19 protein-coding genes and 1 pseudogene are annotated in these 21,375 nt (G+C 71.0%); 15 read left to right on the plus strand and 5 right to left on the minus strand.

What is annotated here, in order from left to right; all coding sequences use genetic code 11:
- Nucleotides 1-214 precede the first annotated feature (214 nt).
- Nucleotides 215-3,055 (plus strand): excinuclease ABC subunit UvrA, encoded by a 2,841-nt coding sequence (gene uvrA / locus HCN51_RS17310; RefSeq protein ID WP_080037056.1) that lies wholly within the window; start codon nucleotides 215-217, stop codon nucleotides 3,053-3,055.
- Nucleotides 3,056-3,169: 114 nt separating this feature from the next.
- On the opposite strand, the gene HCN51_RS17315 is transcribed toward uvrA, so the two are convergent.
- The gene (locus HCN51_RS17315; RefSeq protein ID WP_168010630.1) at nucleotides 3,170-3,892 is read right to left on the minus strand and encodes a DUF2306 domain-containing protein; all 723 of its coding nucleotides are present in this window, start codon (nucleotides 3,890-3,892) and stop codon (nucleotides 3,170-3,172) included.
- 157 nt (nucleotides 3,893-4,049) lie between these two features.
- On the opposite strand from HCN51_RS17315, the gene HCN51_RS17320 reads away from it, so the two are divergent.
- The 7 genes from HCN51_RS17320 (at nucleotide 4,050) to whiA (ending at nucleotide 10,746) form a co-directional block, all read left to right on the plus strand.
- Nucleotides 4,050-4,454: a Rieske (2Fe-2S) protein gene (locus HCN51_RS17320; protein WP_206067130.1), complete on the plus strand. Its 405-nt coding sequence runs from the start codon at nucleotides 4,050-4,052 to the stop codon at nucleotides 4,452-4,454.
- A gap of 103 nt (nucleotides 4,455-4,557) precedes the next feature.
- A complete protein-coding gene (locus tag HCN51_RS17325; protein WP_080037059.1) occupies nucleotides 4,558-5,019 on the plus strand; it encodes a Rieske (2Fe-2S) protein in 462 nt (153 codons plus the stop codon).
- 130 nt (nucleotides 5,020-5,149) lie between these two features.
- Nucleotides 5,150-5,629, plus strand: coding sequence for a Rieske (2Fe-2S) protein (locus HCN51_RS17330; protein ID WP_080037060.1), 480 nt, complete (start codon nucleotides 5,150-5,152; stop codon nucleotides 5,627-5,629).
- A gap of 99 nt (nucleotides 5,630-5,728) precedes the next feature.
- Nucleotides 5,729-7,675: an excinuclease ABC subunit UvrC gene (uvrC, locus tag HCN51_RS17335; protein WP_168010779.1), complete on the plus strand. Its 1,947-nt coding sequence runs from the start codon at nucleotides 5,729-5,731 to the stop codon at nucleotides 7,673-7,675.
- 55 nt (nucleotides 7,676-7,730) lie between these two features.
- Entirely contained in the window at nucleotides 7,731-8,597 is an 867-nt protein-coding gene (gene rapZ, locus HCN51_RS17340; protein WP_080037062.1) for an RNase adapter RapZ, read from the plus strand.
- Nucleotides 8,598-8,830: 233 nt separating this feature from the next.
- Nucleotides 8,831-9,694 (plus strand): gluconeogenesis factor YvcK family protein, encoded by an 864-nt coding sequence (locus HCN51_RS17345; protein ID WP_230466449.1) that lies wholly within the window; start codon nucleotides 8,831-8,833, stop codon nucleotides 9,692-9,694.
- A 71-nt stretch (nucleotides 9,695-9,765) separates the two neighbouring features.
- Nucleotides 9,766-10,746 carry a DNA-binding protein WhiA gene (whiA, locus tag HCN51_RS17350; RefSeq protein WP_026214667.1) on the plus strand — a complete coding sequence of 327 codons (981 nt, stop codon included), beginning with the start codon at nucleotides 9,766-9,768 and terminating at the stop codon, nucleotides 10,744-10,746.
- A gap of 411 nt (nucleotides 10,747-11,157) precedes the next feature.
- Here whiA and HCN51_RS17355 read toward each other — a convergent pair whose 3' ends face one another.
- Nucleotides 11,158-11,793 (minus strand): hypothetical protein, encoded by a 636-nt coding sequence (locus tag HCN51_RS17355; protein ID WP_168010631.1) that lies wholly within the window; start codon nucleotides 11,791-11,793, stop codon nucleotides 11,158-11,160.
- A 184-nt stretch (nucleotides 11,794-11,977) separates the two neighbouring features.
- Between HCN51_RS17355 and gap the strand changes: the two genes are divergently transcribed.
- The 5 genes from gap (at nucleotide 11,978) to HCN51_RS17380 (ending at nucleotide 15,729) form a co-directional block, all read left to right on the plus strand.
- Nucleotides 11,978-12,982, plus strand: a complete 1,005-nt coding sequence (gene gap, locus HCN51_RS17360; RefSeq protein ID WP_080037064.1) for a type I glyceraldehyde-3-phosphate dehydrogenase — start codon at nucleotides 11,978-11,980, stop codon at nucleotides 12,980-12,982.
- Nucleotides 12,983-13,008: 26 nt separating this feature from the next.
- Nucleotides 13,009-14,196 carry a phosphoglycerate kinase gene (locus tag HCN51_RS17365; protein WP_277350014.1) on the plus strand — a complete coding sequence of 396 codons (1,188 nt, stop codon included), beginning with the start codon at nucleotides 13,009-13,011 and terminating at the stop codon, nucleotides 14,194-14,196.
- Between the two features lie 2 nt (nucleotides 14,197-14,198).
- Nucleotides 14,199-14,981, plus strand: coding sequence for a triose-phosphate isomerase (gene tpiA / locus HCN51_RS17370; RefSeq protein ID WP_080037066.1), 783 nt, complete (start codon nucleotides 14,199-14,201; stop codon nucleotides 14,979-14,981).
- Between the two features lie 99 nt (nucleotides 14,982-15,080).
- Nucleotides 15,081-15,311, plus strand: coding sequence for a preprotein translocase subunit SecG (secG, locus tag HCN51_RS17375; protein WP_080037067.1), 231 nt, complete (start codon nucleotides 15,081-15,083; stop codon nucleotides 15,309-15,311).
- 73 nt (nucleotides 15,312-15,384) lie between these two features.
- Nucleotides 15,385-15,729, plus strand: coding sequence for an RNA polymerase-binding protein RbpA (locus HCN51_RS17380; RefSeq protein ID WP_080037068.1), 345 nt, complete (start codon nucleotides 15,385-15,387; stop codon nucleotides 15,727-15,729).
- Between the two features lie 58 nt (nucleotides 15,730-15,787).
- On the opposite strand, the gene HCN51_RS17385 is transcribed toward HCN51_RS17380, so the two are convergent.
- Together HCN51_RS17385 and HCN51_RS17390 are read right to left on the minus strand one after the other, a co-directional pair.
- On the minus strand, nucleotides 15,788-17,395 hold the full coding sequence (locus HCN51_RS17385; protein WP_168010633.1) for an amidohydrolase: 1,608 nt from the start codon (nucleotides 17,393-17,395) through the stop codon (nucleotides 15,788-15,790).
- Nucleotides 17,396-17,411: 16 nt separating this feature from the next.
- The gene (locus HCN51_RS17390; protein ID WP_168010634.1) at nucleotides 17,412-18,788 is read right to left on the minus strand and encodes an NAD(P)/FAD-dependent oxidoreductase; all 1,377 of its coding nucleotides are present in this window, start codon (nucleotides 18,786-18,788) and stop codon (nucleotides 17,412-17,414) included.
- Between the two features lie 108 nt (nucleotides 18,789-18,896).
- Here HCN51_RS17390 and HCN51_RS17395 point away from each other — a divergent pair, with 108 nt between their 5' ends.
- On the plus strand, nucleotides 18,897-19,922 hold the full coding sequence (locus tag HCN51_RS17395) for a GNAT family N-acetyltransferase (protein ID WP_080046517.1): 1,026 nt from the start codon (nucleotides 18,897-18,899) through the stop codon (nucleotides 19,920-19,922).
- Between the two features lie 63 nt (nucleotides 19,923-19,985).
- Here the strand turns inward: HCN51_RS17395 and HCN51_RS59455 are convergent.
- Nucleotides 19,986-20,522 (minus strand): annotated as a pseudogene (locus HCN51_RS59455) (Clp protease N-terminal domain-containing protein); the annotation flags it as partial.
- Between the two features lie 73 nt (nucleotides 20,523-20,595).
- Between HCN51_RS59455 and HCN51_RS17405 the strand changes: the two are divergent.
- Entirely contained in the window at nucleotides 20,596-21,369 is a 774-nt protein-coding gene (locus tag HCN51_RS17405) for a hypothetical protein (protein ID WP_168010636.1), read from the plus strand.
- Nucleotides 21,370-21,375 lie beyond the last annotated feature (6 nt).

A 21,375-nucleotide genomic window follows, 5' to 3' on the forward strand; every position in this document is an offset into this window, starting at 1 on the left:
TGCGGATTTTCTCACCTAGGGTGGCTGGGGGCAGGGCGGGCATAAAACCGCAGGTCACGAGGTTGAATGTTGAAGGGCTCCGTCCTGTGGGGAGTTGGCCGTAACCTGTGAGGGACGGATTTTCGCCGGCCCGCCATGCGGGCCGCCGAAATTGTCGGAGCCGCCGTCTACCATCCCCCGTGGACCTATCCGCCTTTCGACTTCCGGGATCGCCGTGGCAGACCGCCTCATCGTGCGTGGTGCACGAGAACACAACCTCAAGGACGTCTCGCTCGACCTGCCGCGAGACTCGCTGATCGTCTTCACCGGCCTGTCCGGCTCGGGCAAGTCGAGCCTGGCCTTCGACACGATCTTCGCTGAGGGCCAGCGGCGCTACGTCGAGTCGTTGTCGGCGTACGCCCGCCAGTTCCTCGGGCAGATGGACAAGCCCGACGTCGACTTCATCGAGGGGCTCTCGCCGGCCGTCTCGATCGACCAGAAGGCCACCAGCAAGAACCCGCGCTCGACCGTCGGCACCATCACCGAGGTCTACGACTACCTGCGGCTGCTGTGGGCGCGCATCGGAAAGCCGCACTGCCCGGTGTGCGCGCGGCCGATCGCCCGCCAGTCGCCGCAGCAGATCGTCGACCGCGTGATGGAGCTGGAGGAGGGCACCCGCTTCCAGGTGCTCGCGCCGGTCATCAGGCAGCGCAAGGGCGAGTACGCCGAGCTGTTCCGCGAGCTGCAGACCAAGGGCTTCGCCAGGGCCAGGGTCGACGGCACCGTCGTGCGGCTGGAGGAGCCGCCGACGCTGAAGAAGTACGAGAAGCACGACATCGAGGTCATCGTCGACCGCCTGTCGGTGAAGGAGTCGGCGCGGCGCCGGCTCACCGACTCGGTCGAGACCGCGTTGCAGCTGTCGGGCGGCACGATCACGCTCGAGTTCGTCGACCTGCCGGAAGACGACCCGGGCCGTGAGCGCTTCTACTCCGAGCACCTCTACTGCCCCTACGACGACCTGTCGTTCGAGGAGATGGAGCCGCGCTCGTTCTCCTTCAACTCCCCCTTCGGCGCCTGCCCCGAGTGCACGGGCCTGGGCACCAAGATGGAGGTGGACCCCGACCTGGTGGTGCCCGACCCCGAGCGCACGCTCGGCGACGGCGCCCTGCACCCGTGGTCCGGCGGCCACACCAGCGAATACTTCTCCCGGCTGATCGAGGCGCTCGGCCACGCGGTCGGGTTCACCCTCGACACGCCGTGGGACCGGCTGTCGAAGAAGGCGCAGAAGTCGCTGCTGTACGGCCACGACGAGCAGGTGCACGTCCGCTACAGCAACCGCTACGGCCGCCAGCGCTCCTACTACACGACCTACGACGGCGTGATCCCGTGGGTGCAGCGCCGGCACGCCGAGGCCGAGAGCGACGCGGCGCGCGAGCGCTTCGAGGGCTACATGCGCGAGATCCCGTGCCCGGCCTGCAAGGGGGCCAGGCTCAAGCCGGTCAGCCTCGCGGTGACGGTGGCGGGCAAGTCGATCGCCGAGGTGTCGTCGATGTCGATCGGCGAGTGCGCCAAGTTCCTGGCCGCGCTCAAGCTGTCCGACCGCGACATGCAGATCGCCGAGCGGGTGGTCAAGGAGATCAACGCCCGCATGGGCTTCCTGCTCGACGTCGGCCTCGACTACCTGACGATGGACCGCGCCGCCGCCACCCTGGCGGGCGGCGAGGCGCAGCGCATCCGGCTGGCCACGCAGATCGGCTCCGGCCTGGTCGGCGTCCTGTACGTGCTGGACGAGCCGTCCATCGGCCTGCACCAGCGCGACAACATGCGGCTGCTCGACACCCTGATCAGGCTGCGCGACATGGGCAACACGCTGATCGTCGTCGAGCACGACGAGGACACGATCGCGGCGGCCGACTGGGTCGTCGACATCGGGCCGGGCGCGGGCGAGCACGGCGGCCAGGTCGTGGTCTCCGGCACCGTCCAGGACCTGCTGTCCAGCGAGGAGTCGCTGACCGGGGCGTACCTGTCGGGGCGCAGGAGCATCCCGATCCCCGCCAAGCGCCGCAAGCGCGACAAGAAGCGGCAGATCACCGTCAAGGGCGCGCGCGAGCACAACCTCAAGGGCGTCGACATCGAGTTCCCGCTGGGCCTGTTCACGGCCGTGACGGGCGTGTCGGGGTCCGGCAAGTCGACGCTGGTCAACGACATCCTCTACAACGCGCTGGCCAAGGAGCTCAACGGCGCCCGCACGGTGCCGGGGCGGCACTCGCGGATCAACGGCATGGACCAGGTGGACAAGGTCGTCCACGTCGACCAGTCACCGATCGGCCGCACGCCGCGCTCCAACCCCGCCACCTACACGGGGGTCTTCGACCACGTGCGCAAGCTGTTCGCGGCCACGACCGAGGCGAAGGTGCGCGGCTACCAGCCCGGGCGCTTCAGCTTCAACGTCAAGGGCGGGCGCTGCGAGGCGTGCGCGGGCGACGGCACCATCAAGATCGAGATGAACTTCCTGCCTGACGTCTACGTCCCCTGCGAGGTCTGCCACGGCGCCCGCTACAACCGGGAGACGCTGGAGGTCCACTACAAGGGCAAGACGATCGCCGAGGTGCTCGACATGCCGATCGAGGAGGCCCTGGGCTTCTTCGACGCGATCCCCGCGATCAAGCGGCACCTGCAGACCCTCAACGACGTCGGCCTGGGCTACGTGCGGCTCGGCCAGCCGGCCACCACCCTGTCCGGCGGTGAGGCGCAGCGCGTCAAGCTCGCCTCCGAGCTGCAGCGGCGCCAGACCGGCCGGACGATCTACGTCCTCGACGAGCCCACCACCGGGCTGCACTTCGAGGACATCCGGCGGCTGCTCGGCGTGCTCGGGCGGCTGGTCGACGGCGGCAACACGGTGATCGTCATCGAGCACAACCTCGACGTCATCAAGACCGCCGACTGGCTCATCGACATGGGGCCCGAGGGCGGCTCCCGTGGCGGCACGCTCGTGGCCAGCGGCACGCCGGAGGAGGTCGCGCTGGTGGACGAGAGCCACACGGGGCGGTTCCTGCGCAAGATCCTCGCGCACTGACCGCACTGAGCGCAGCGAGCGCACTGAGCGCAGCGAGCGTGCACTGAGCGGGCTGAGCGGGCTGAGCGGGCTCGTCGTGCGGCGCCCGCCCGTCCCCCAAGGGGCGGGCGGGCGTCAGGACGTGCGCCGGCGACGCTGGGCAGCGGCGGTGCGCTCCAGCCACCACTCGGCGGCGAGCAGCGGCAGCGTCCAGCCGAGCCAGGCGGCCAGCGCGGCCACCGTGCTCACGTACAAGGACACGTCGCCGTGGAACGTGGTCGCGAGCTGCGGCTCCAGCAGGATCGCGAACAGCACGCTGTAGAGCCGGTTGGTGATGATGGACATCGTCAGGGCGAAGCTGCGCACCATCCACCGGCGGTGATCGGCGAACCGGCGCCGCCTGGCCATCCGCCATCCCGCCAGCGTGCAGCCGAGCCACAGCAGCGCCAGCATGACGTCGCTGGCCATGGTGACCGGCCCGTACGGCGTCGCCAGCCCCACCGTCAGGCCCAGCAGCCCGCTCGGCAGGCAGCCGCCGAACACGTACACGCGGCCGATCCTGCGGTGCGCGCGCGGGAAGCGGGCGCGGAACCACGGCCAGATCTGCAGGCAGCACGTGATCATCGCGATCGACCCGAACACCACGTGCAGGGACAGCACCACGAAGTGCGGCGGGAAGAAGTCCGGGGCGGGCACGCGCGACTGCGCGGGGTCCAGCGACAGGTACGGCGGCAGCGAGAACGCCAGGAACGCGGCCGCCACCACCATCAGCGGCGCCACCCAGGGCCGCCGCCACCAGCGCGGGCGAGCGGGCTTGGAGGCGGGGGCGGCGGGCGGCCGTTCGGTCGAAAGAGTCATGACCGGAAGCCTGGATCCCGCCGCTGACCACCGGCCTACCACCCGCTGACCGGACCGGGGGGTCGCGTCAATACGCTGGTAACGGCAGCACCCACGGGGGGCAAAAGGCGACACGGGGTGCGAGCACGGATGAACACGCACGATCGGGGGCGGAGCCATGTCGGAAACCGGGCTGGGACGTCGGGAGCTGCTGGGCACGGCCGGAGTGACCGCATGCGGGCTGGCGCTGACGGCCTGCGGCGCGGGCGGGGCGCAGGCCAAGCCGAGCCTCAAGGGCAAGGTGCTGGCGAAGACCGCCGAGGTGCCCGTGGGCGGCGGCAAGCTGATCGAGGACCTGAAGGTCGTGGTGACGCAGCCCACGCAGGGCGTCTTCAAGGCGTTCAGCGCGTCGTGCACGCACAAGGGCTGCACGGTCTCCACTCCGAAGGACAACGTCATCAGGTGCGCCTGCCACGGCAGCGAGTTCGCCGCCGACAGCGGGCAGGCCACCAAGGGCCCGGCGTCCGCGCCGCTGGCCTCGTTCCAGGTCAAGGTGGAGGGCGACGGGATCGTGGTGGCCTGAACAGGTAATAGTGCGTAGTGAACCGGATTGGCCTCGGGCACGCTGAACCGGCGCGAGGGCGCTGGCCGTACCTGAAGTGAAAGCCAATCTGGGAGGACGCACCATGACGGAAACGACGCGCCGGACAGTGGTGTTCGGTGCCGGGAGCGCCGGGCTCGCGGCGGTTCTGACGGCCTGCGCGAGTTACGGCTCGCCGACCACGGACGCGGAGGTCGACGCACCCGCGGCCGAGGAGCCGTCGTCTGACGCGCCCAAGAAGAAGGGCGAGGCCAAGGGCGCCAAGGCGCTGGCCGACACCAGCGACATCCCCGAGGGCGGCGGGAAGATCTTCAAGAGCCAGAAGGTCGTGGTGACGCAGCCGACGGCCGGGGAGTTCAAGGCGTTCAGCGCGGTCTGCACGCACCAGGGCTGCACGGTCGCCACGGTGTCGAACAAGACGATCAACTGCCCCTGCCACGGCAGCAAGTTCAGCATCAGCGACGGCTCGGTGCAGGACGGCCCCGCGGGCTCTCCTCTTGAGGAGAAGCAGATCGAGGTGGACGGCGAGAAGATCAGGCTCGCCTGAGCGGCGACCGGATCGGACGCGGCCGAGAGGCGGCGAGCAGGTCTGATGCGCCTGAGCGGGGACGAGAAGATCAGAATCGACTGAGAAAGGTCTCATGATTTTCTCACCTTGGTTCGCTTGGGTGAGCTGCATGGCAGATGACCTTCAGAGCCGCAGGGCGGTGTTCGCAAGCGTCGGAGCGGGTGGCCTGGCGCTTGCGCTCACCGCGTGCAGCGGCGGCACCGACACCGCGACGACCGCGGCACCCACCGCCGGATCCGGCGCGGAATCCAGCGCGCCGCAGTCGGGCGCGAGCACGTCAGCGTCCAGCGCACCGCAGGCAGGCGGCGCGCTGGCCAAGACCGCCGACATCCCCGTCGGCGGAGGCACGGTCTTCAAGGACCAGAAGGTCGTGGTGACGCAGCCGACGGCCGGGGAGTTCAAGGCGTTCAGCGCGATCTGCACGCACAAGGGCTGCCCCGTCGGCAGCGTCGAGGGCGACGCGATCGTGTGCCCGTGCCACAACAGCAAGTTCGCCATCACCGACGGCTCCGTCACGGCCGGACCGGCCGAGAAGCCGCTGGCCGCCCAGCAGATCAAGGTGGAGAACGACCAGATCATGCTGGCCTAGCCGGGGTGCGCCCGCCGTACGGTCGCGAAGAGTACGGCGGGCGACCTTGTCGGTAGGGGCTACTAGGCTGATTGCGTGGCGAGATCAGCGGCTAGCACCTTGAGCTTCCGGCCGAAGCCGGGCTCCATCCCCGAGTCCCCCGGGGTCTACCGGTTCAGGGACGCGCACGGCAGGGTGATCTACGTCGGCAAGGCCAAGAGCCTGCGTCAGCGGCTCAATTCCTACTTCGCCGACTTCTCCGCCCTGCACCCGCGCACCCAGACGATGCTGACCACCGCCGCCGACGTCGACTGGACGGTCGTCGGCACCGAGGTGGAGGCGCTGCAGCTCGAATACTCCTGGATCAAGGAGTTCGACCCCCGCTTCAACGTCAAGTACCGCGACGACAAGTCCTACCCCTACCTCGCGGTCACGATGGGCGATGACTTCCCGCGCGTGCAGGTCATGCGCGGCGCCAAGCGCAAGGGCACCCGCTACTTCGGGCCCTACTCCCACGCCTGGGCCATCCGCGAGACCGTCGACCTGCTGCTGCGGGTCTTCCCGGTGCGCACGTGCAGCAGCGGGGTGTTCAAGCGGGCCGGGCAGATCGGTCGGCCGTGCCTGCTCGGCTACATCGACAAGTGCTCGGCCCCCTGCGTCGGCCGGGTCACCCCCGACGAGCACCGCGCGCTGGCCGAGGACTTCTGCGACTTCATGGCGGGCAACACCGGCCGCTTCATCAAGCGGCTGGAGAAGGAGATGCGTGAGGCCGCCGCCGAGCAGGAGTACGAGCGGGCGGCCCGGCTGCGCGACGACATCCAGGCGTTGCAGCGGGCGCTGGAGAAGCAGGCCGTGGTGCTCGGCGAGGGCACCGACGCCGACGTGATCGCGCTGGCCGAAGACCCGCTCGAAGCCGCCGTCCAGGTCTTCTACGTGCGCGGCGGCCGCATCCGCGGCCAGCGCGGCTGGGTGGTCGACAAGGTCGAGGAGAGCTCGCCCGGCGAGCTGGTCGAGCAGTTCCTGCTGCAGATGTACGCCGAGGCCAGCCCCGACGCGATGCCGCGCGAGGTGCTGGTGCCCGCCCTGCCGCCCGACCACGAGGCGGTCGCCGAACTGCTCACCGAGCAGCGGCGCGCCCGCGTCGAGGTACGCGTGCCGCAGCGCGGCGACAAGCGCTCCCTCATGGAGACCGTCGAGCGCAACGCCAAGGAGTCGCTGGCCCAGCACAAGATCCGCCGGGCCAGCGACCTGACCACCCGCAGCAAGGCGCTGCAGGAGATCGCCGACGCGCTCGGCCTCGACCAGGCGCCGCTGCGCATCGAGTGCTACGACGTCTCCCACCTCCAGGGCGAGAACGTCGTGGCCTCCATGGTGGTCTTCGAGGACGGCCTGGCGCGCAAGAGCGAATACCGCCGCTTCGCCGTCAAGACCAAGGAGGGCGACGTCGCCTCGATCCACGAGGTGATCATGCGCCGGTTCCGCCGCTACCTGGAGGAACGCTCCGCGACCGGCGAGCTGGCCGCCGACCAGGGCGGCACCGCCGAGGACGCCGCGGAGGGCGCCGTGGAAGGCGAGGGCGCGCACGGCCCGATCGACCCCGAGACGGGCCGGCCGCGCAAGTTCGCCTACCCGCCCAACCTGCTCGTCGTCGACGGCGCCGGCCCGCAGGCCGCCGCCGCGCAGCGGGCCCTCGACGAGCTCGGCATCGACGACGTGTCGGTGTGCGGGCTGGCCAAGCGGCTGGAGGAGGTGTGGCTGCCCGGCGACGATCAGCCGGTGATCATGCCTCGTTCAAGTGAGGGTCTCTACCTCCTGCAACGGGTCCGAGACGAAGCACACAGGTTCGCCATCACCTACCATCGTTCCAAGAGGTCCAAGACGGTGAAGGAGAGCGCGCTCGACGGCGTGCCCGGCCTCGGGCCGGCGCGCAGGCAGGCGCTGCTCAAGCACTTCGGCTCCGTGAAGAAGCTACGCGAGGCCACTGCCGCCGAAATCTGCGAGGTTCCCGGCATCGGCCCGTCCATCGCCGAGGTCATCGTGTCGACGCTGAAGGGAGAGTCACCTTGATCTCGTCAGGATGCCAAGGTGGTCAAAGTCCGAGTGGAAGTACCGGGGTGGGGCGATGAGCACCGAGCCGGCGTTCGTCATCGTCACCGGCATGTCCGGGGCGGGGCGCAGCACCGCCGCCAAGGCGCTTGAAGACCTGGGCTGGTTCGTCATCGACAACCTGCCGCCCGGGCTGCTGTTCGCGATGGCGGAGGAGGCGGGCAAGGTCAAGCTGGCCGCCGACAAGGTCGCCGCCGTCGTCGACGTGCGCAGCCTCGCCTTCACCACCGACCTCAACGCGGCCATCGAGGAGCTCGAAGGGCGCGGCGTGCGCGTGCGCGTGGTGTTCCTGGAGGCCAGTGACGAGGAGCTGGTGCGCAGGTTCGAGAACGTGCGCAGGCCCCACCCGCTGCAGGGCGAGGGCCGGCTCGTCGACGGGATCACCCGGGAGCGGGGCATCCTGCGCGAGGTGCGCGCCAACGCCGACCTCGTCATCGACACCTCCACCCACAACGTCCACGACCTGCGCAACAAGATCGTCGCCTACTTCGGCGGGGAAGACCGGCCCGGGCTGCGGCTCAACGTCGTGTCCTTCGGGTTCAAGTACGGCCTGCCGGTCGACGCCGACCTCGTGGTCGACTGCCGGTTCCTGCCCAACCCGCACTGGGTGCCCGAGCTGCGGCCGATGAACGGGCTCGACCCGGCCGTCAGCGACTACGTGCTCGGGCAGCCGGGGGCCAAGGAGTTCCTCGACGCGTACGAGGAGGTGCTGCAGGTGGTCGCCGCCGGATACGCGCGCGAGGGCAAGAGCTACGCGACGCTGGCGGTCGGCTGCACGGGCGGCAAGCACCGCAGCGTGGCCATGGCCGAGCAGGTGGCCGCCCGGCTGCGCGACCGCGGCATGGAAGTACAGGTGAGCCACCGGGATGTGGGGCGGGAGTGACCGATGAAAGCCTCGAAGCTGCTCCGCCGCGTCCGGTGGAGAGCCGTTCGGAAGACGTGCCGCCTCCCGTAGGGGGCGGCGACGCACTGGATGCCGCCGCGGGGCGCGGCGAGGAGAGCCCAGCGGCGGGGACGGTCGCCGGGCAGGCGCGGCGTGCCGGGGCCGGGCCCGGGCCGTCGGTCGTGGCGCTGGGCGGCGGGCACGGGCTCTACGCGTCCCTGTCGGCATTACGGATGGTCACCGACCGGTTGACCGCCGTGGTGACCGTCGCCGACGATGGCGGCTCCAGCGGCCGCCTGCGCCGGGAGCTCGGCGTGCTGCCGCCCGGCGACCTGCGCATGGCGCTGGCCGCGCTGTGCGGCGACGACGAGTGGGGCAGCACCTGGAGCGAGGTCGTCCAGCACCGCTTCCGCAGCGAGGGAGACCTGCACGGCCACGCCGTGGGAAACCTCCTCATCGTCGCCCTGTGGGAGCTGCTCGGCGATCCCGTGGCCGGGCTCGACTGGGTCGGCCGGCTGCTGGGCGCGCACGGCCGCGTGCTGCCGATGGCGTCGGTGCCGCTCGACATCGTCGCCGAGGTGGAGCTCGACGGCGTCATCTCGACCATCCGCGGGCAGGTGGCCTGCGCGCTGACGCCCGGCCGGGTGCAGGCGATCTCGCTGGTGCCCGAAGACCCGCCCGCGCGGCCCGAGGCGGTCGCGGCGGTGCTGGAGGCCGACTGGCTCGTGTTCGGGCCCGGATCGTGGTTCACCAGCGTGCTGCCGCACCTGAAGGTGCCCGAGCTGGCCAGGGCGCTGCACACGACCAGGGCCAGGCGGCTCGTCACGCTCAACCTCGCCCCGCAGCCGGGCGAGACCGACGACTTCTCCCCCCAGCAGCACCTGGAAGTGCTCCGGCAGCACGCCCCGGACATGTCGATCGACGTCGTGCTCGCCGACACCGGGGTCGTGGACGACCCCGACGCGCTGGACAAGGCGGCCGCCGCGCTCGGCGCCCGGCTCGTCATGGCCGACGTCGCGGCCGCGGACGGCTCGCCGAGGCATGACCCACGACGTCTTGCCTCCGTCCTGGACGAGATTTTCCTCTCGAAGCGTTGATCCTGGTCGGCGTGGCGCGAAGGTGCGAGAGACTCGAAGGAGCCGGTCTGAATGGGGGAGAGGACTAACGCATGGCGATGACAGGTGTGGTGAAAGACGAGCTGAGCCGTCTGCCGGTGCTCAAGCCGTGCTGCCGGAAGGCGGAGGTCTCGACGTTGCTGCGGTTCGCCAGCGGCCTGCACCTGGTGGGCGGGCGCATCGTGATCGAGGCGGAGCTCGACACCAACGCCACCGCACGGCGGCTGATCAAGGACATCGGAGAGGTGTTCGGCCACAAGGCGGAGGTGCTCGTGCTCGCGCCCGCCGGGCTGCGCAAGGGCTCCCGCTACGTGGTGCGCGTCTACCGCGACGGTGAGGCGCTGGCCCGCCAGACGGGCCTGATCGACAACCACGGCCGCCCGGTGCGCGGCCTGCCCCGTCAGGTGGTCGCGGGGGCCGCCTGCGACGCCGAGGCGGCCTGGCGCGGCGCCTTCCTGGCGCACGGCTCGCTCACCGAGCCGGGCCGCTCCATGTCGCTGGAGGTCACCTGCCCGGGGCCGGAGGCGGCGCTGGCGCTGGTGGGCTCCGCGCGGCGGCTGAAGATCCACGCCAAGGCGCGCGAGGTGCGCGGCGTCGACCGCGTCGTCGTGCGCGACGGCGACGCGATCAGCGCGCTGCTCACCCGGCTCGGCGCGCACGACAGCGTGCTGGCCTGGGAGGAGCGGCGGATGCGCCGCGAGGTGCGCGCCACCGCCAACCGGCTGGCCAACTTCGACGACGCGAACCTGCGCCGCTCGGCCCGTGCCGCGGTGGCGGCGGGGGCGCGGGTGCAGCGGGCGCTGGAGATCCTGGGCGACGAGGCGCCGGAGCACCTGGTGGTCGCGGGGCGGCTGCGGGTGGAGCACAAGCAGGCGTCGCTGGAGGAGCTGGGGCAGATCGCCGACCCGCCGCTGACCAAGGACGCCATCGCGGGGCGCATCCGGCGGCTGCTCGCGATGGCCGACAAGCGGGCCTCCGACCTGGGCATCCCCAACACCGAGGCCAACCTCACCGTCGACATGCTCGCCCCGTAGGTGGTTGATGGCCTTGTCTCTTTTACGGCAAGGCCACCCAAGACCCGCCCGCCGCACGTGGCCGGGGCCTGTCCAGGGAGACGCTCCTCCGGTGGAGGTGGCGGGCCGCCGTGACGCGCGCAACGTGGGCCGTGGTCGTGGTCACCCGGCCCCGTGCGGCGCTGAGCCGAGGCGGCGGCCGATCGCGTGGCGCGGCCCTCACGTGGGTGGAGCAGGGCCGAGCATGCCTGGGCACGTCGAGCAGGCGCAAGTGTGCTGAGCTGAGCGGCCCGCCGGCGCGAAGGGCGCGGACGGCGTGGGCCGCCTGCGCGGACAATGTGTGCTGGCCGCGTGGGCGGCGTGCGCCGCGTGCGCGGGTGGGGTGCGCTCGGCGCGGTGCGGTGGTGAGGTCGCCGTGATCGGGCGAAGGGGTCAGTCGCGGGCCGGGTTGCGGGGGGTGAAGAGGTCGGCGGTCGGCTTGGGGGTCGGCTGCTGGGCGGGCTCGAACGGGGCCCGGTACTCCGGCTCCGCCTCCTGCCCCGGCTCCTGTGCGGCCTCCTGGGCGCGCTGGGCGCGGCGTACGCGGACCACCCGGAGGGTGACCAGGGCGAAGGCGGCCACGGCCGCCACGGCGATGCACAGCCAGGCCGCCCACGTCTGCGTCAGCGTGCCCCGGTACAGCGACAGCGCGTCCCCGAGGCCGGCGTTGAGGTTGTCCAGGGTGACGTCCCCGAGGCCGGCGGGGCGGCCGGGGGCGCGCAGGGCGGCGCCGTCCATGACGGCCTTGCCGGTGACCTGGCCGGCCGCCACCGCGCCGCCCGCGTACAGGGCGGCGATGGGGAGCAGGGCGAGGCTGCGCGGGCGGACGGCGCCGATGGCGAGCGCCACCACGACGGCGATCAGCAGCGACAGCGCGAGCGAGACGGGCAGCCCGCCCCCGAAGGACATGACGGCGCTCGGCAGGCGCTGCTGGAAGAGGATGGCCGCCCCCAGGCCGGCCGCGCAGAGGAGTGCGGCGAGCAGGCCCGTGACGAGCCCGGAGAGTAGGCCGGACCGCTTATGTGACATCTCAGCCCCCAGAGAATGCACGAATTTACTCCGACGAGTCGGGCACTTTACTCGAACCTCGCAAAACGTGTCGCCAGAACGGTGATTCGTACGGCGGGACCTGCAGTGGTCTAAACCAATTTGGGTCCGATAAGGTTCGTGGTTGAGGTTTCAGCCCGCCATCTGTTCGAGGAGATCGGTTCCCGTGAGCATCCGCGTAGGCGTCAACGGCTTCGGCCGCATCGGTCGCAACTTCTGGCGCGCTGTCGCCGCCAGCGGCAAGGACATCGAGATCGTCGCGGTCAACGACCTGACCGACACCGCGACGCTCGCGCACCTGCTGAAGTACGACAGCATTCTGGGCCGCCTGCCGTACGAGGTGAAGGCGTCGAGCGACGAGATCACCGTCGACGGCAAGGCGATCAAGGTCTTCGCGGAGCGCGACCCGGGCAAGCTGCCCTGGGGCGACCTCGGCGTCGACATCGTGCTGGAGTCCACGGGCCTGTTCACCGACGCCGCCAAGGCCAAGGTGCACGCCGACAACGGCGCGAAGAAGGTCATCATCTCCGCCCCGGCGAAGAACGAGGACGTCACCGTCGTCATCGGCGTCAACGAGAACACCTACGACCCGGCCAAGCACACGATCATCTCCAACGCGTCCTGCACCACCAACTGCCTGGCGCCCCTGGCCAAGGTTCTTCACGACACCTTCACCGTCGAGAAGGGCCTGATGACCACGATCCACGCGTACACGCAGGACCAGAACCTCCAGGACGGCCCGCACAAGGACCTGCGCCGCGCCCGCGCCGCCGCGCTCAACGTGGTGCCCACCTCCACCGGCGCCGCCAAGGCCATCGGCCTGGTCCTGCCCGAGCTCAAGGGCAAGCTCGACGGCTTCGCCATGCGCGTGCCGATCCCCACCGGCTCGGCCACCGACCTCACCGTCGAGGTCGGCCGCGAGGTCACCGTCGAAGAGGTCAACGCCGCGTACAAGGCGGCCGCCGAGGGCCCGCTCAAGGGCATCCTCACCTACACCGAGGACGAGATCGTCTCCTCCGACATCGTGACCGACCCCGCGTCCTGCATCTTCGACGCCGGGCTCACCAAGGTCATCGGCAACCAGGTCAAGGTCGTCGGCTGGTACGACAACGAGTGGGGCTACTCCAACCGGATCGCCGACCTGATCGAGCTCGTGGGCCGCGGCCTCTGAGCGCACGGCTGAACGGGAGCATGAGCATGCGCACGCTCGACGATCTCGACGTGAAGGGGCGGCGCGTGCTCGTGCGCGCCGACCTCAACGTCCCCCTCGACGGGGAGACGATCACCGACGACGGCCGCATCCGCGCGTCGGTGCCGACCATCAAGACCCTGGTGGAGCGCGGCGCGAAGGTCGTCGTCTGCGCCCACCTGGGCCGGCCCAAGGGCCAGGTCAACCCGAAGTACTCGCTCAAGCCCGTCGCCACGCGCCTGGGCGAGTTGCTCGGCCAGGACGTCGCCTTCGCCACCGACGTGGTCGGCGACAGCGCGGTGAGCACGGTCGAGGCCCTCCAGGACGGCCAGGTGGCCCTGCTGGAGAACCTGCGGTACGAGCCGGGCGAGGAGTCGAAGGACGACGCCGTGCGCGGCGAGTTCGCCGCGAAGCTGGCCGGGCTGGCCGAGCTGTACGTCGGCGACGGCTTCGGCGCCGTGCACCGCAAGCACGCCAGCGTCTACGACGTGCCCAGGCTGCTGCCGCACGCGGCGGGCGGGCTCGTCGTGGCCGAGGTCGAGGTGCTGCGGAAGCTGACCGAGGACACCGAGCGCCCCTACGTGGTCGTGCTGGGCGGCGCCAAGGTCTCCGACAAGCTCGGCGTCATCGCCAACCTGCTGACCAAGGTCGACCGGCTGCTCATCGGCGGCGGCATGGCCTACACCTTCCTCAAGGCCCAGGGCCACGAGGTCGGAAAGTCGCTGCTGCAGGAGGACCAGCTCGACCAGGTGCGCGGCTTCCTCGACGAGGCGAAGCGGCGCGGCGTGGAGCTGGTGCTGCCCGTGGACGTGCTCGCGGCGGTCACCTACGCCCCCGACGCCGAGCACGACGTGGTCGAGGCCACGGCCATCCCGGCCGAGCGGGAGGGCCTGGACATCGGCCCGAAGACGCGCGAGCTGTTCGCCGCCAAGCTGGCCGACGCCAAGACCGTCTTCTGGAACGGGCCCATGGGCGTGTTCGAGTTCGACGCGTTCTCCGGCGGCACCAAGGCCGTGGCCCAGGCGCTGATCGACGCCGACGCGTTCACCGTGGTGGGCGGCGGCGACTCGGCGGCCGCCGTGCGCAAGCTCGGCCTGCCCGAGGACGGCTTCTCGCACATCTCCACCGGTGGCGGGGCCAGCCTCGAATACCTTGAGGGCAAGACCCTTCCCGGACTCGCCGCTTTGGAGGACTGACGTTGGTGCAGCGAAAGCCGCTCATCGCCGGCAACTGGAAGATGAACCTCAACCACTTCGAGGCCATCAAGCTGGTCCAGAAGCTGGCCTTCGCACTCAACGACAAGGACTTCGACAAGGTCGAGGTCGCCGTCCTGCCCCCGTTCACCGACCTGCGCAGCGTCCAGACCCTGGTCGACGGCGACAAGCTCAGGATCGTCTACGGCGCCCAGGACCTGTCCCAGTACGACGCGGGCGCCTACACCGGTGAGGTGTCGGGCGCCATGCTGGCCAAGCTCGGATGCACGTACGTGACGATCGGGCACTCCGAGCGCCGCCAGTACCACGGCGAGGACGAGGACATCGTCAACGCCAAGGTGCAGGCGGCCTACCGGCACTCGCTGACCCCCATCCTGTGCGTGGGTGAGCCGCTGTCGGTGCGTCAAGAGGGCGGCCACATCGCGTACTGTCTCGCCCAACTCGACGGCGCGCTGCGCAAAATCGCCGCCGAGCAGGCAAAATCGATAGTGGTGGCCTACGAGCCGGTGTGGGCGATCGGCACCGGCGAGGTGGCCACCCCGGAGGACGCCCAGGAGGCGTGCGGAGCGTTGCGAATGAGACTCGCTGAGCTCTACGACACCGAAGTGGCCTCCGGGATCCGTATCCTTTACGGTGGCTCGGTCAAGTCAGGCAATATCAAGGGGATCATGGCTCAGGCGGATGTCGACGGCGCTCTCGTGGGCGGTGCCAGCATCGACGCCGACGAGTTCGCGAAGATCTGCCGATTCTCCGATATGCCGGGCTAACTGAGCCGTTCTGGGGGTGCGACTTGACATCAGGTCGTACCCTCAAGAGGCAAGTCTGAATCGTCACGCGTAACAGAGCATTGAAGGAACAGGCATACCGTGGAAATCGGAATCTCCATCGCCCTCATCCTGGCGAGCCTTCTCATGATCCTGCTCGTCCTGCTTCACAAGGGCAAGGGTGGTGGCCTGTCTGACATGTTCGGCGGCGGTTTCTCGTCGAACTTCGGTGGTTCCTCGGTGGTGGAGCGCAACCTCGACCGGCTGACCGTCATCACGGGCACGATCTGGTTCGTCTGCATCATCGCTCTCGGCCTGCTCATGAGGCCCTGAGCAACAAGTTAACGCGTGACAGTGATTCTCCCCCCGTGTCCGTACGCGGGGCGATCGAGCGAGGAGTTCATCCGTGGGTAGTGGCAACGCGATCCGTGGCAGCCGAGTCGGCGCCGGCCCGATGGGGGAGGCCGAGCGCGGCGAGGCGGCTCCGAGAGTGCGGGTCTCGTTCTGGTGCGCCAACATGCACGAGACGCGCCCCAGCTTCGCCAGTGACGCAGCGGTCCCCGAGCTGTGGGACTGCCCGCGTTGTGGCCTCCCTGCCGGACAGGACGAGTCGGCGCCGCCTGCCCCGCCGAAGAACGAGCCGTACAAGACGCACCTGGCCTACGTGAAGGAGCGCCGGAGCGACAAGGACGGCAAGGCGATCCTGGAGGAGGCACTGGAGCGCCTGCGCAACAACAAGTCCCCCTGGTAGCTCTCAGGCGGTAGAGACGAGGAAGGGGCCCCGGGGTTCGTCCCCGGGGCCCCTTTTCTCATGCCCGGGCCCGTTCGTGGACCGGCTCGCCGTCCACGAACGTCATCCTGACCTGCGTGGCCCAGATGTCGCCCGGCGGCAGCTCGAACGGGTCGCGGTCCAGCACCACGAGGTCGGCCGGGCGGCCCGGCTCGATCACGCCGGCGGGGGAGCGGTTGATCCAGGCCGACCCCGCCGTGTACGCGGTCATCGCCGTGGCCAGGTCGATGCGCTGGCCGGGCAGGAACGGCGTCTGCGCCGTCGGGTAGCCGGCGTGCACCGAGCCGCCCGGCTCCGTGCGGTTGACGGCCACGTGCATGCCCTGCAGCGGGTCGGCGTTCGAGACCGGCCAGTCGCTGCCCGCGCAGAACCGGGTGCCGTGCGCCAGCAGGTCCGCGAACGGGTACTGCCAGGACGAGCGCGGCTCGCCGAGGTAGGGCAGGGTCAGCTCGTCCATCTGGGCGTGGTGCGTGGCCCACAGCGGCTGCAGGTTGGCCGTCACGCCCAGCGCGGCGAAGCGCGGCACGTCGGACGGCTCGATGATCTGCAGGTGGGCGATGTGGTGCCGGTTGGCCGGGTCCGTGCCCTCCAGGCTGTCGAGCGCCTCGCGCACCGCGCGTTCGCCGATGGCGTGGAAGTGCACCTGGAAGCCGTGCCGGTCCAGCTCGGCGACGTACTCCCTGAGCTTGGCGGGATCGACGTACGACAGGCCCGTGCCCCCGCACAGGCAGTACGGCTCCAGCGTCGCGGCGGTGAAGTTCTCCGTGATGCCGTCCTGCATGATCTTCACGGAGGTGGCCCTGAACCGGTCGAGCCCTTCGGCTGCGGCCCGGCGCGCCACCAGGTCCTCGATCTGCTCGGCGCCCCGCGTGCGGTCCCACCACAGGGCGCCCACCACGCGGGCCCGCAGCCGGCCTGAGCGGGCCGCGGCCAGGTAGGTGGGGAGCTGGTCGTCGGAGCCCGCGTACGAGCCCACGATGGCGTCCTGCCAGCCCGTGATGCCCAGCGAGAACAGGTGCCGCTGCGCGTCCGCCAGCGCCTCCTCCATGTCCTGGGCGGTCGGGCGGGGGGTGAGGAGGCCGACGAGGTCCATGGCGCCCTCGTGCAGGACGCCGGTGGGCTCGCCGCCGGCGTCGCGCTCGATGCGGCCGTCGGCCGGGTCGGGCGTGTCGCGGGTGATGCCGGCGCGGGCGAGCGCGGCGGCGTTGACCCAGGCGGCGTGGTGGTCGCGCTGGATCAGGTAGACGGGACGGTCGAGGAAGGCGAGCTGGTCGCGGTGGGGCAGCCCACCCGGGAATGCCGACATGTCCCAGCCGCCGCCATCAATCCACTCTTTATCGGGATTTCTCGCGGCATAGTCGTTGATCTTTTCTATGTACGCGTCAAGGCCGAATACCTCCGACAAATCGCACTTGGCGCGTTCGAGCCCGGCCTGGACCGGATGGATGTGAGCGTCCGTGTAACCGGGCGTCAGCAGGCCGCCGGCGAGATCCACCGTCTCGTGCGGCTCCCGCGCCAGCTCCTTCTCGGGCCCGACGGCGGCGATCACGCCGTCGCGCACCAGCACGGCGGCGTCGCGCACGCCCTGCGGCGTGAAGACGCCCCCGCCGCGGAAAAGCAGGTCCATGGGGGGTGTATCCCTTCTAGTGTCCCGTGATCAGGTCGGCGAAGCGGGCCAGCACCGAGGTGCGCGGCATCGTCCGCTCCCGGTGGTCGGCCGCGCGGTACAGGCGGTACATCGTGTGCACGCCCAGCCACCGCAGCGGCTCCGGCTCCCACGAGCGCACCCGGCGGCCCACCCACGGCAGCGACGTCAGCTCCGTCTCCTCGCCCAGTATCAGGTCACGCAGCGTACGGCCGGCCAGGTTCGTGGTGGTCACGCCGTGCCCCGTGTAGCCGCCCGCCCAGCCGAGGCCGGTGGCCCGGTCCACGTGCACGGTCGAGCACCAGTCGCGCGGCACGCCCAGCACGCCGGACCACGCGTGCGCGATCGAGGAGGAGCGGGCGGCGGGGAAGAACTCGGTCAGCAGCCGCCACAGTGCCTCGACGGTCCACTCGTGGGTGTGGCCGCGGGCGTCCACGCGCGAGCCGTACAGGTAGGGGCGGCCGCGCCCGCCGAAGGCGATGCGGTCGTCGGCGGTGCGCTGGGCGTACATGTAGTAGTGGGCCATGTCGCCGAGCAGCTCGGCGCCCTGCCAGCCGACCTCGTCCCAGAACGCGGCGGGCAGGGGCTCGGTGACGATCATGGAGCTGTTCATCGGGAGCCACTGCCGGCGCAGGTGCGGCAGGCGGGCCGTGAAGCCCTCCGTCGCGCGGATCACGTGCCCGGCCGTCACCGTCCCGTACGGCGTGACGGCGCGGTGCGGGGCGATCTCGGTGACGGGGGTGCGCTCGTAGATGGGCACGCCCAGGTCGCGTACGGCCCTGGCCAGGCCTTGGGCCAGCTTGGCCGGCTGGATGCGCGCACAGTGGGGGCTCCAGGACGCCTCCAGGGCCCCGGCGACGCGTACGTGGTCCGCGGGGTCCACCAGGCGCAGATCGGCCTCCTCGATGCCCCAGGAGCGGGCGGAGGACACGCTGTCGCGCAGCCGGGCGGCCTGGGCGGGGGTGCGGGCCACGTTGAGCACGCCGCCCTTGACCAGGTCGCAGTCGATGGACTCCCGCTCGCAGACCGCGATGACCTCGTCGATGCTGGCGTACATCTCGCGCTGCAGCCGCCGCGCTCCCGCGCCGTAACGCTCGTGCGAGCCGGCCAGGTCGCCGGTCAGCCACCCGCCGTTGCGGCCGGACGCGCCGAACCCGGCGAACTCCTGCTCCAGCACCACCACGCTCAGGGACGGGCGGGCGCGCTTGAGGTAGTACGCGGTCCACAGGCCCGTGTAGCCGGCGCCGACGACGGCCACGTCCGCCTGGAGGTCGCCGTCGAGGCGGGGGCCGGGGGCGGGCAGGCCGGCGGACCGGTACCAGAAGGAGACGTCGCCGTTCACGTACCCGGACGACAAAGGAACACGCACGCTCATGGCGACATATCCTCCTATATCGGGATAAGTCGGCGCATCATGCGACGAAATACGCAATGAAACACGTCGTTAGCGGCCGCGTAACAGCCGCCGGGCATGCTCGGACGCATGGGATTCTTGCGCATCCGGACCACGGTGGACGAACGACCCGGCCGGCTGGCCTCCCTGGCCGCGGCCCTGGCCCACAGGGGCGGCAACATCCTCGGCCTGAGCGTGCAGACCGACACCGAAGGGACCGTCGACGAGTTCGTCGCCGACATCCCCGCGACCCCCGACACCGTACGGGAGGCACTCGAAGCGGCCGGGGGCCGCAACGTCACGGTGGTGCCCGCCACCGCGCACGAGCTGACCGACGAGCCCACCAGGGTCCTGCTGCTGGCCTCCCGGCTGCGCACGATGCCCTGGCGCCTGCCCGAGCTGCTGGCCGAGCTGCTGCGCGCGGACGACGCCCGCTGGGTCTATGGTGAGGCCGTGAGTGATCTTCCCGACCCGACGCTGCTCGTCGTGCCGGTCGCGCCGCGCCGGGCGGTCCGGCTGCGCCGCGCCGAGCTGCCGTTCACGCTGACCGAGGCGGCCAGAGCGGCCTCCTTCGCCCGGCTCGCCCAGCCCGCCCCGGAGGAGAGCGGCGCCGCCGACCGGGCGGTCAAGCTCGCCGACGGCGTCGAGGTCACCGTGCGGCCGCTCACCTCGATCTACCGCGAGGCCGTGCGCGACCTGCACGACCGGTGCTCGCCGGAGTCGCGCAGGTTCCGCTACTTCACCTCGATGCCGGCGCTGCCGCCGCGCGTGTTCGACCAGCTCTGCGACAGGAACAGGGGGCAGTCGCTGGTCGCCGGGCACGACGGGCAGGTCGTCGGCATGGCCAACCTCATGTTCACGAACGATCCCGGCACCGCCGAGATGGCCTTCCTGGTCGAGGACCGCTGGCAGGGGCGCGGTCTGGGCACGGCGATGGCCAGAATGCTCGTGCGGGCCGCCCGCGACCTCGGGTACGCCGAGGTCAGAGCGACGATGCTGGCCGACAACGTGCGCATGCGGCGGCTGCTGCTCTCGCTGGGCGCCACGCTCGGCTACACCGAGGACCCGGGCGTCATCGAGGCCCGGCTGCCGGTCGGCGCGATGGTCTCAGCCTAGGGCCTCGTCCTCGCCGCCTTCGTCCTCCGCCCGGGCCGTGGGGGCCTCGTCCCGCTGGATGCCCAGGTGGCGTTCGATGCGGTCGAGGCTCTCCTGGATCTGGGTGAGCCGCTCGCTCAGCATGGAGCCGCCCGCGAAGAACATCTCGGCCGGGCGCTCCTTGGAGCCGCGGCCCACCCGGTCCAGCACGCGCTGGCGCAGGTCCGGCAGGTCGGCTCCGGCGTCCACGAGCGCCTGGGCGGCCAGGCCCTCGCCCTCCCTGATCAGGCCGAGCAGGATGTGCTCGGTGCCGATGTAGTTGTGCCGCAGCTGCAGCGCCTCGCGCAGCGACAGCTCCAGGACCTTCTTGGCGCGCGGCGTGAACGGGATGTGCCCGCCGGGAGGCTTCGCGCCGTGGCCGATCTCCCGCTCGACGAACGCGCGTACGTGGTCGTGCTCCACGCCGCAACTGTCGAGCACCAGCGCGGCCAGACCTTCGCCCTCGTGGATGAGACCGAGCAATATGTGCTCCGTGCCGATGTAGTTGTGGCTCATCGTCCGCGCCTCCTCCTGGGCGAGGACGATGACCCTGCGCGCACGGTCGGTGAAGCGTTCGAACACCGGGGGCCTCCGTTCGGCTGGGGCTGCCTCCACTATGCGCTAGGAAAGCGCGCATGTGGGGTATTTGTCCTGTGTGGATCTTGACGAGGTGGCGGACCGGCTCTACGCCCTGCCGCCGTCCGACTTCACCGCCGCGCGCACCGCCGAGGCCCGCGCCGCCAAGGAGGCGGGCGACGCGCGGCTCTCGCGCGAGATCGCGCGCCTGCGCAAGCCGACCGTGTCCGCCTGGGCGGTCAACCGGCTCGCCCGCGAGCATCCCGCCGAGCTGGCCGAGCTGCTCGACGTGGGCGAACGGCTGCGCGCCGCGTGGCAGGAGCAGGACCCCGAGGCGCTGGCCGGGCTGACCCAGCGGCGGGGCGAGGTGACCGAGAAGATGGGGCGGCTCGCCCGGCAGGACGCCGAGCTGTCGCCGGCGGCCGGCACGGAGGTGGACCAGACGCTGGACGCCGCGCTCGTGGACGACGGGGCGGCCGCGGAGGTGCGTCAGGGGCGGCTGGTCAAGCCGCTGCGCTACAGCGGCTTCGCGCCCGCCCCCGTGACGCGCGCGCCCGCCGTACGGAAGGGCAAGAGTGCCGAGGAGCGGGCCGGGGAGGAGGCGGAGCGGGCGCGGGCCCGCGAGGAGGCCGAGGCCAGGAAGGCACGCGAGCGGCAGGAAGCGCAGGCCGCGCACCAGGAGTGGGCGCAGGCGCTGGAGGCGGCGCGGCGGGAGCACGAGGAGCGGGCGGAGAAGGTCGTGCGGCTGGAGAAGAAGCTCGGCAAGGCCCGCAGGAAGCTGAACGACGCCCGCCAGCGGCTGGAGGTGACCCAGCGGGAGGAGCGCCGCGCCCGGCAACGGCTGGAGCGCTGACCCGGG

This window comes from Nonomuraea composti (genome assembly GCF_012034275.1).
Taxonomy (GTDB): Bacteria; Actinomycetota; Actinomycetes; order Streptosporangiales; family Streptosporangiaceae; genus Nonomuraea; species Nonomuraea composti.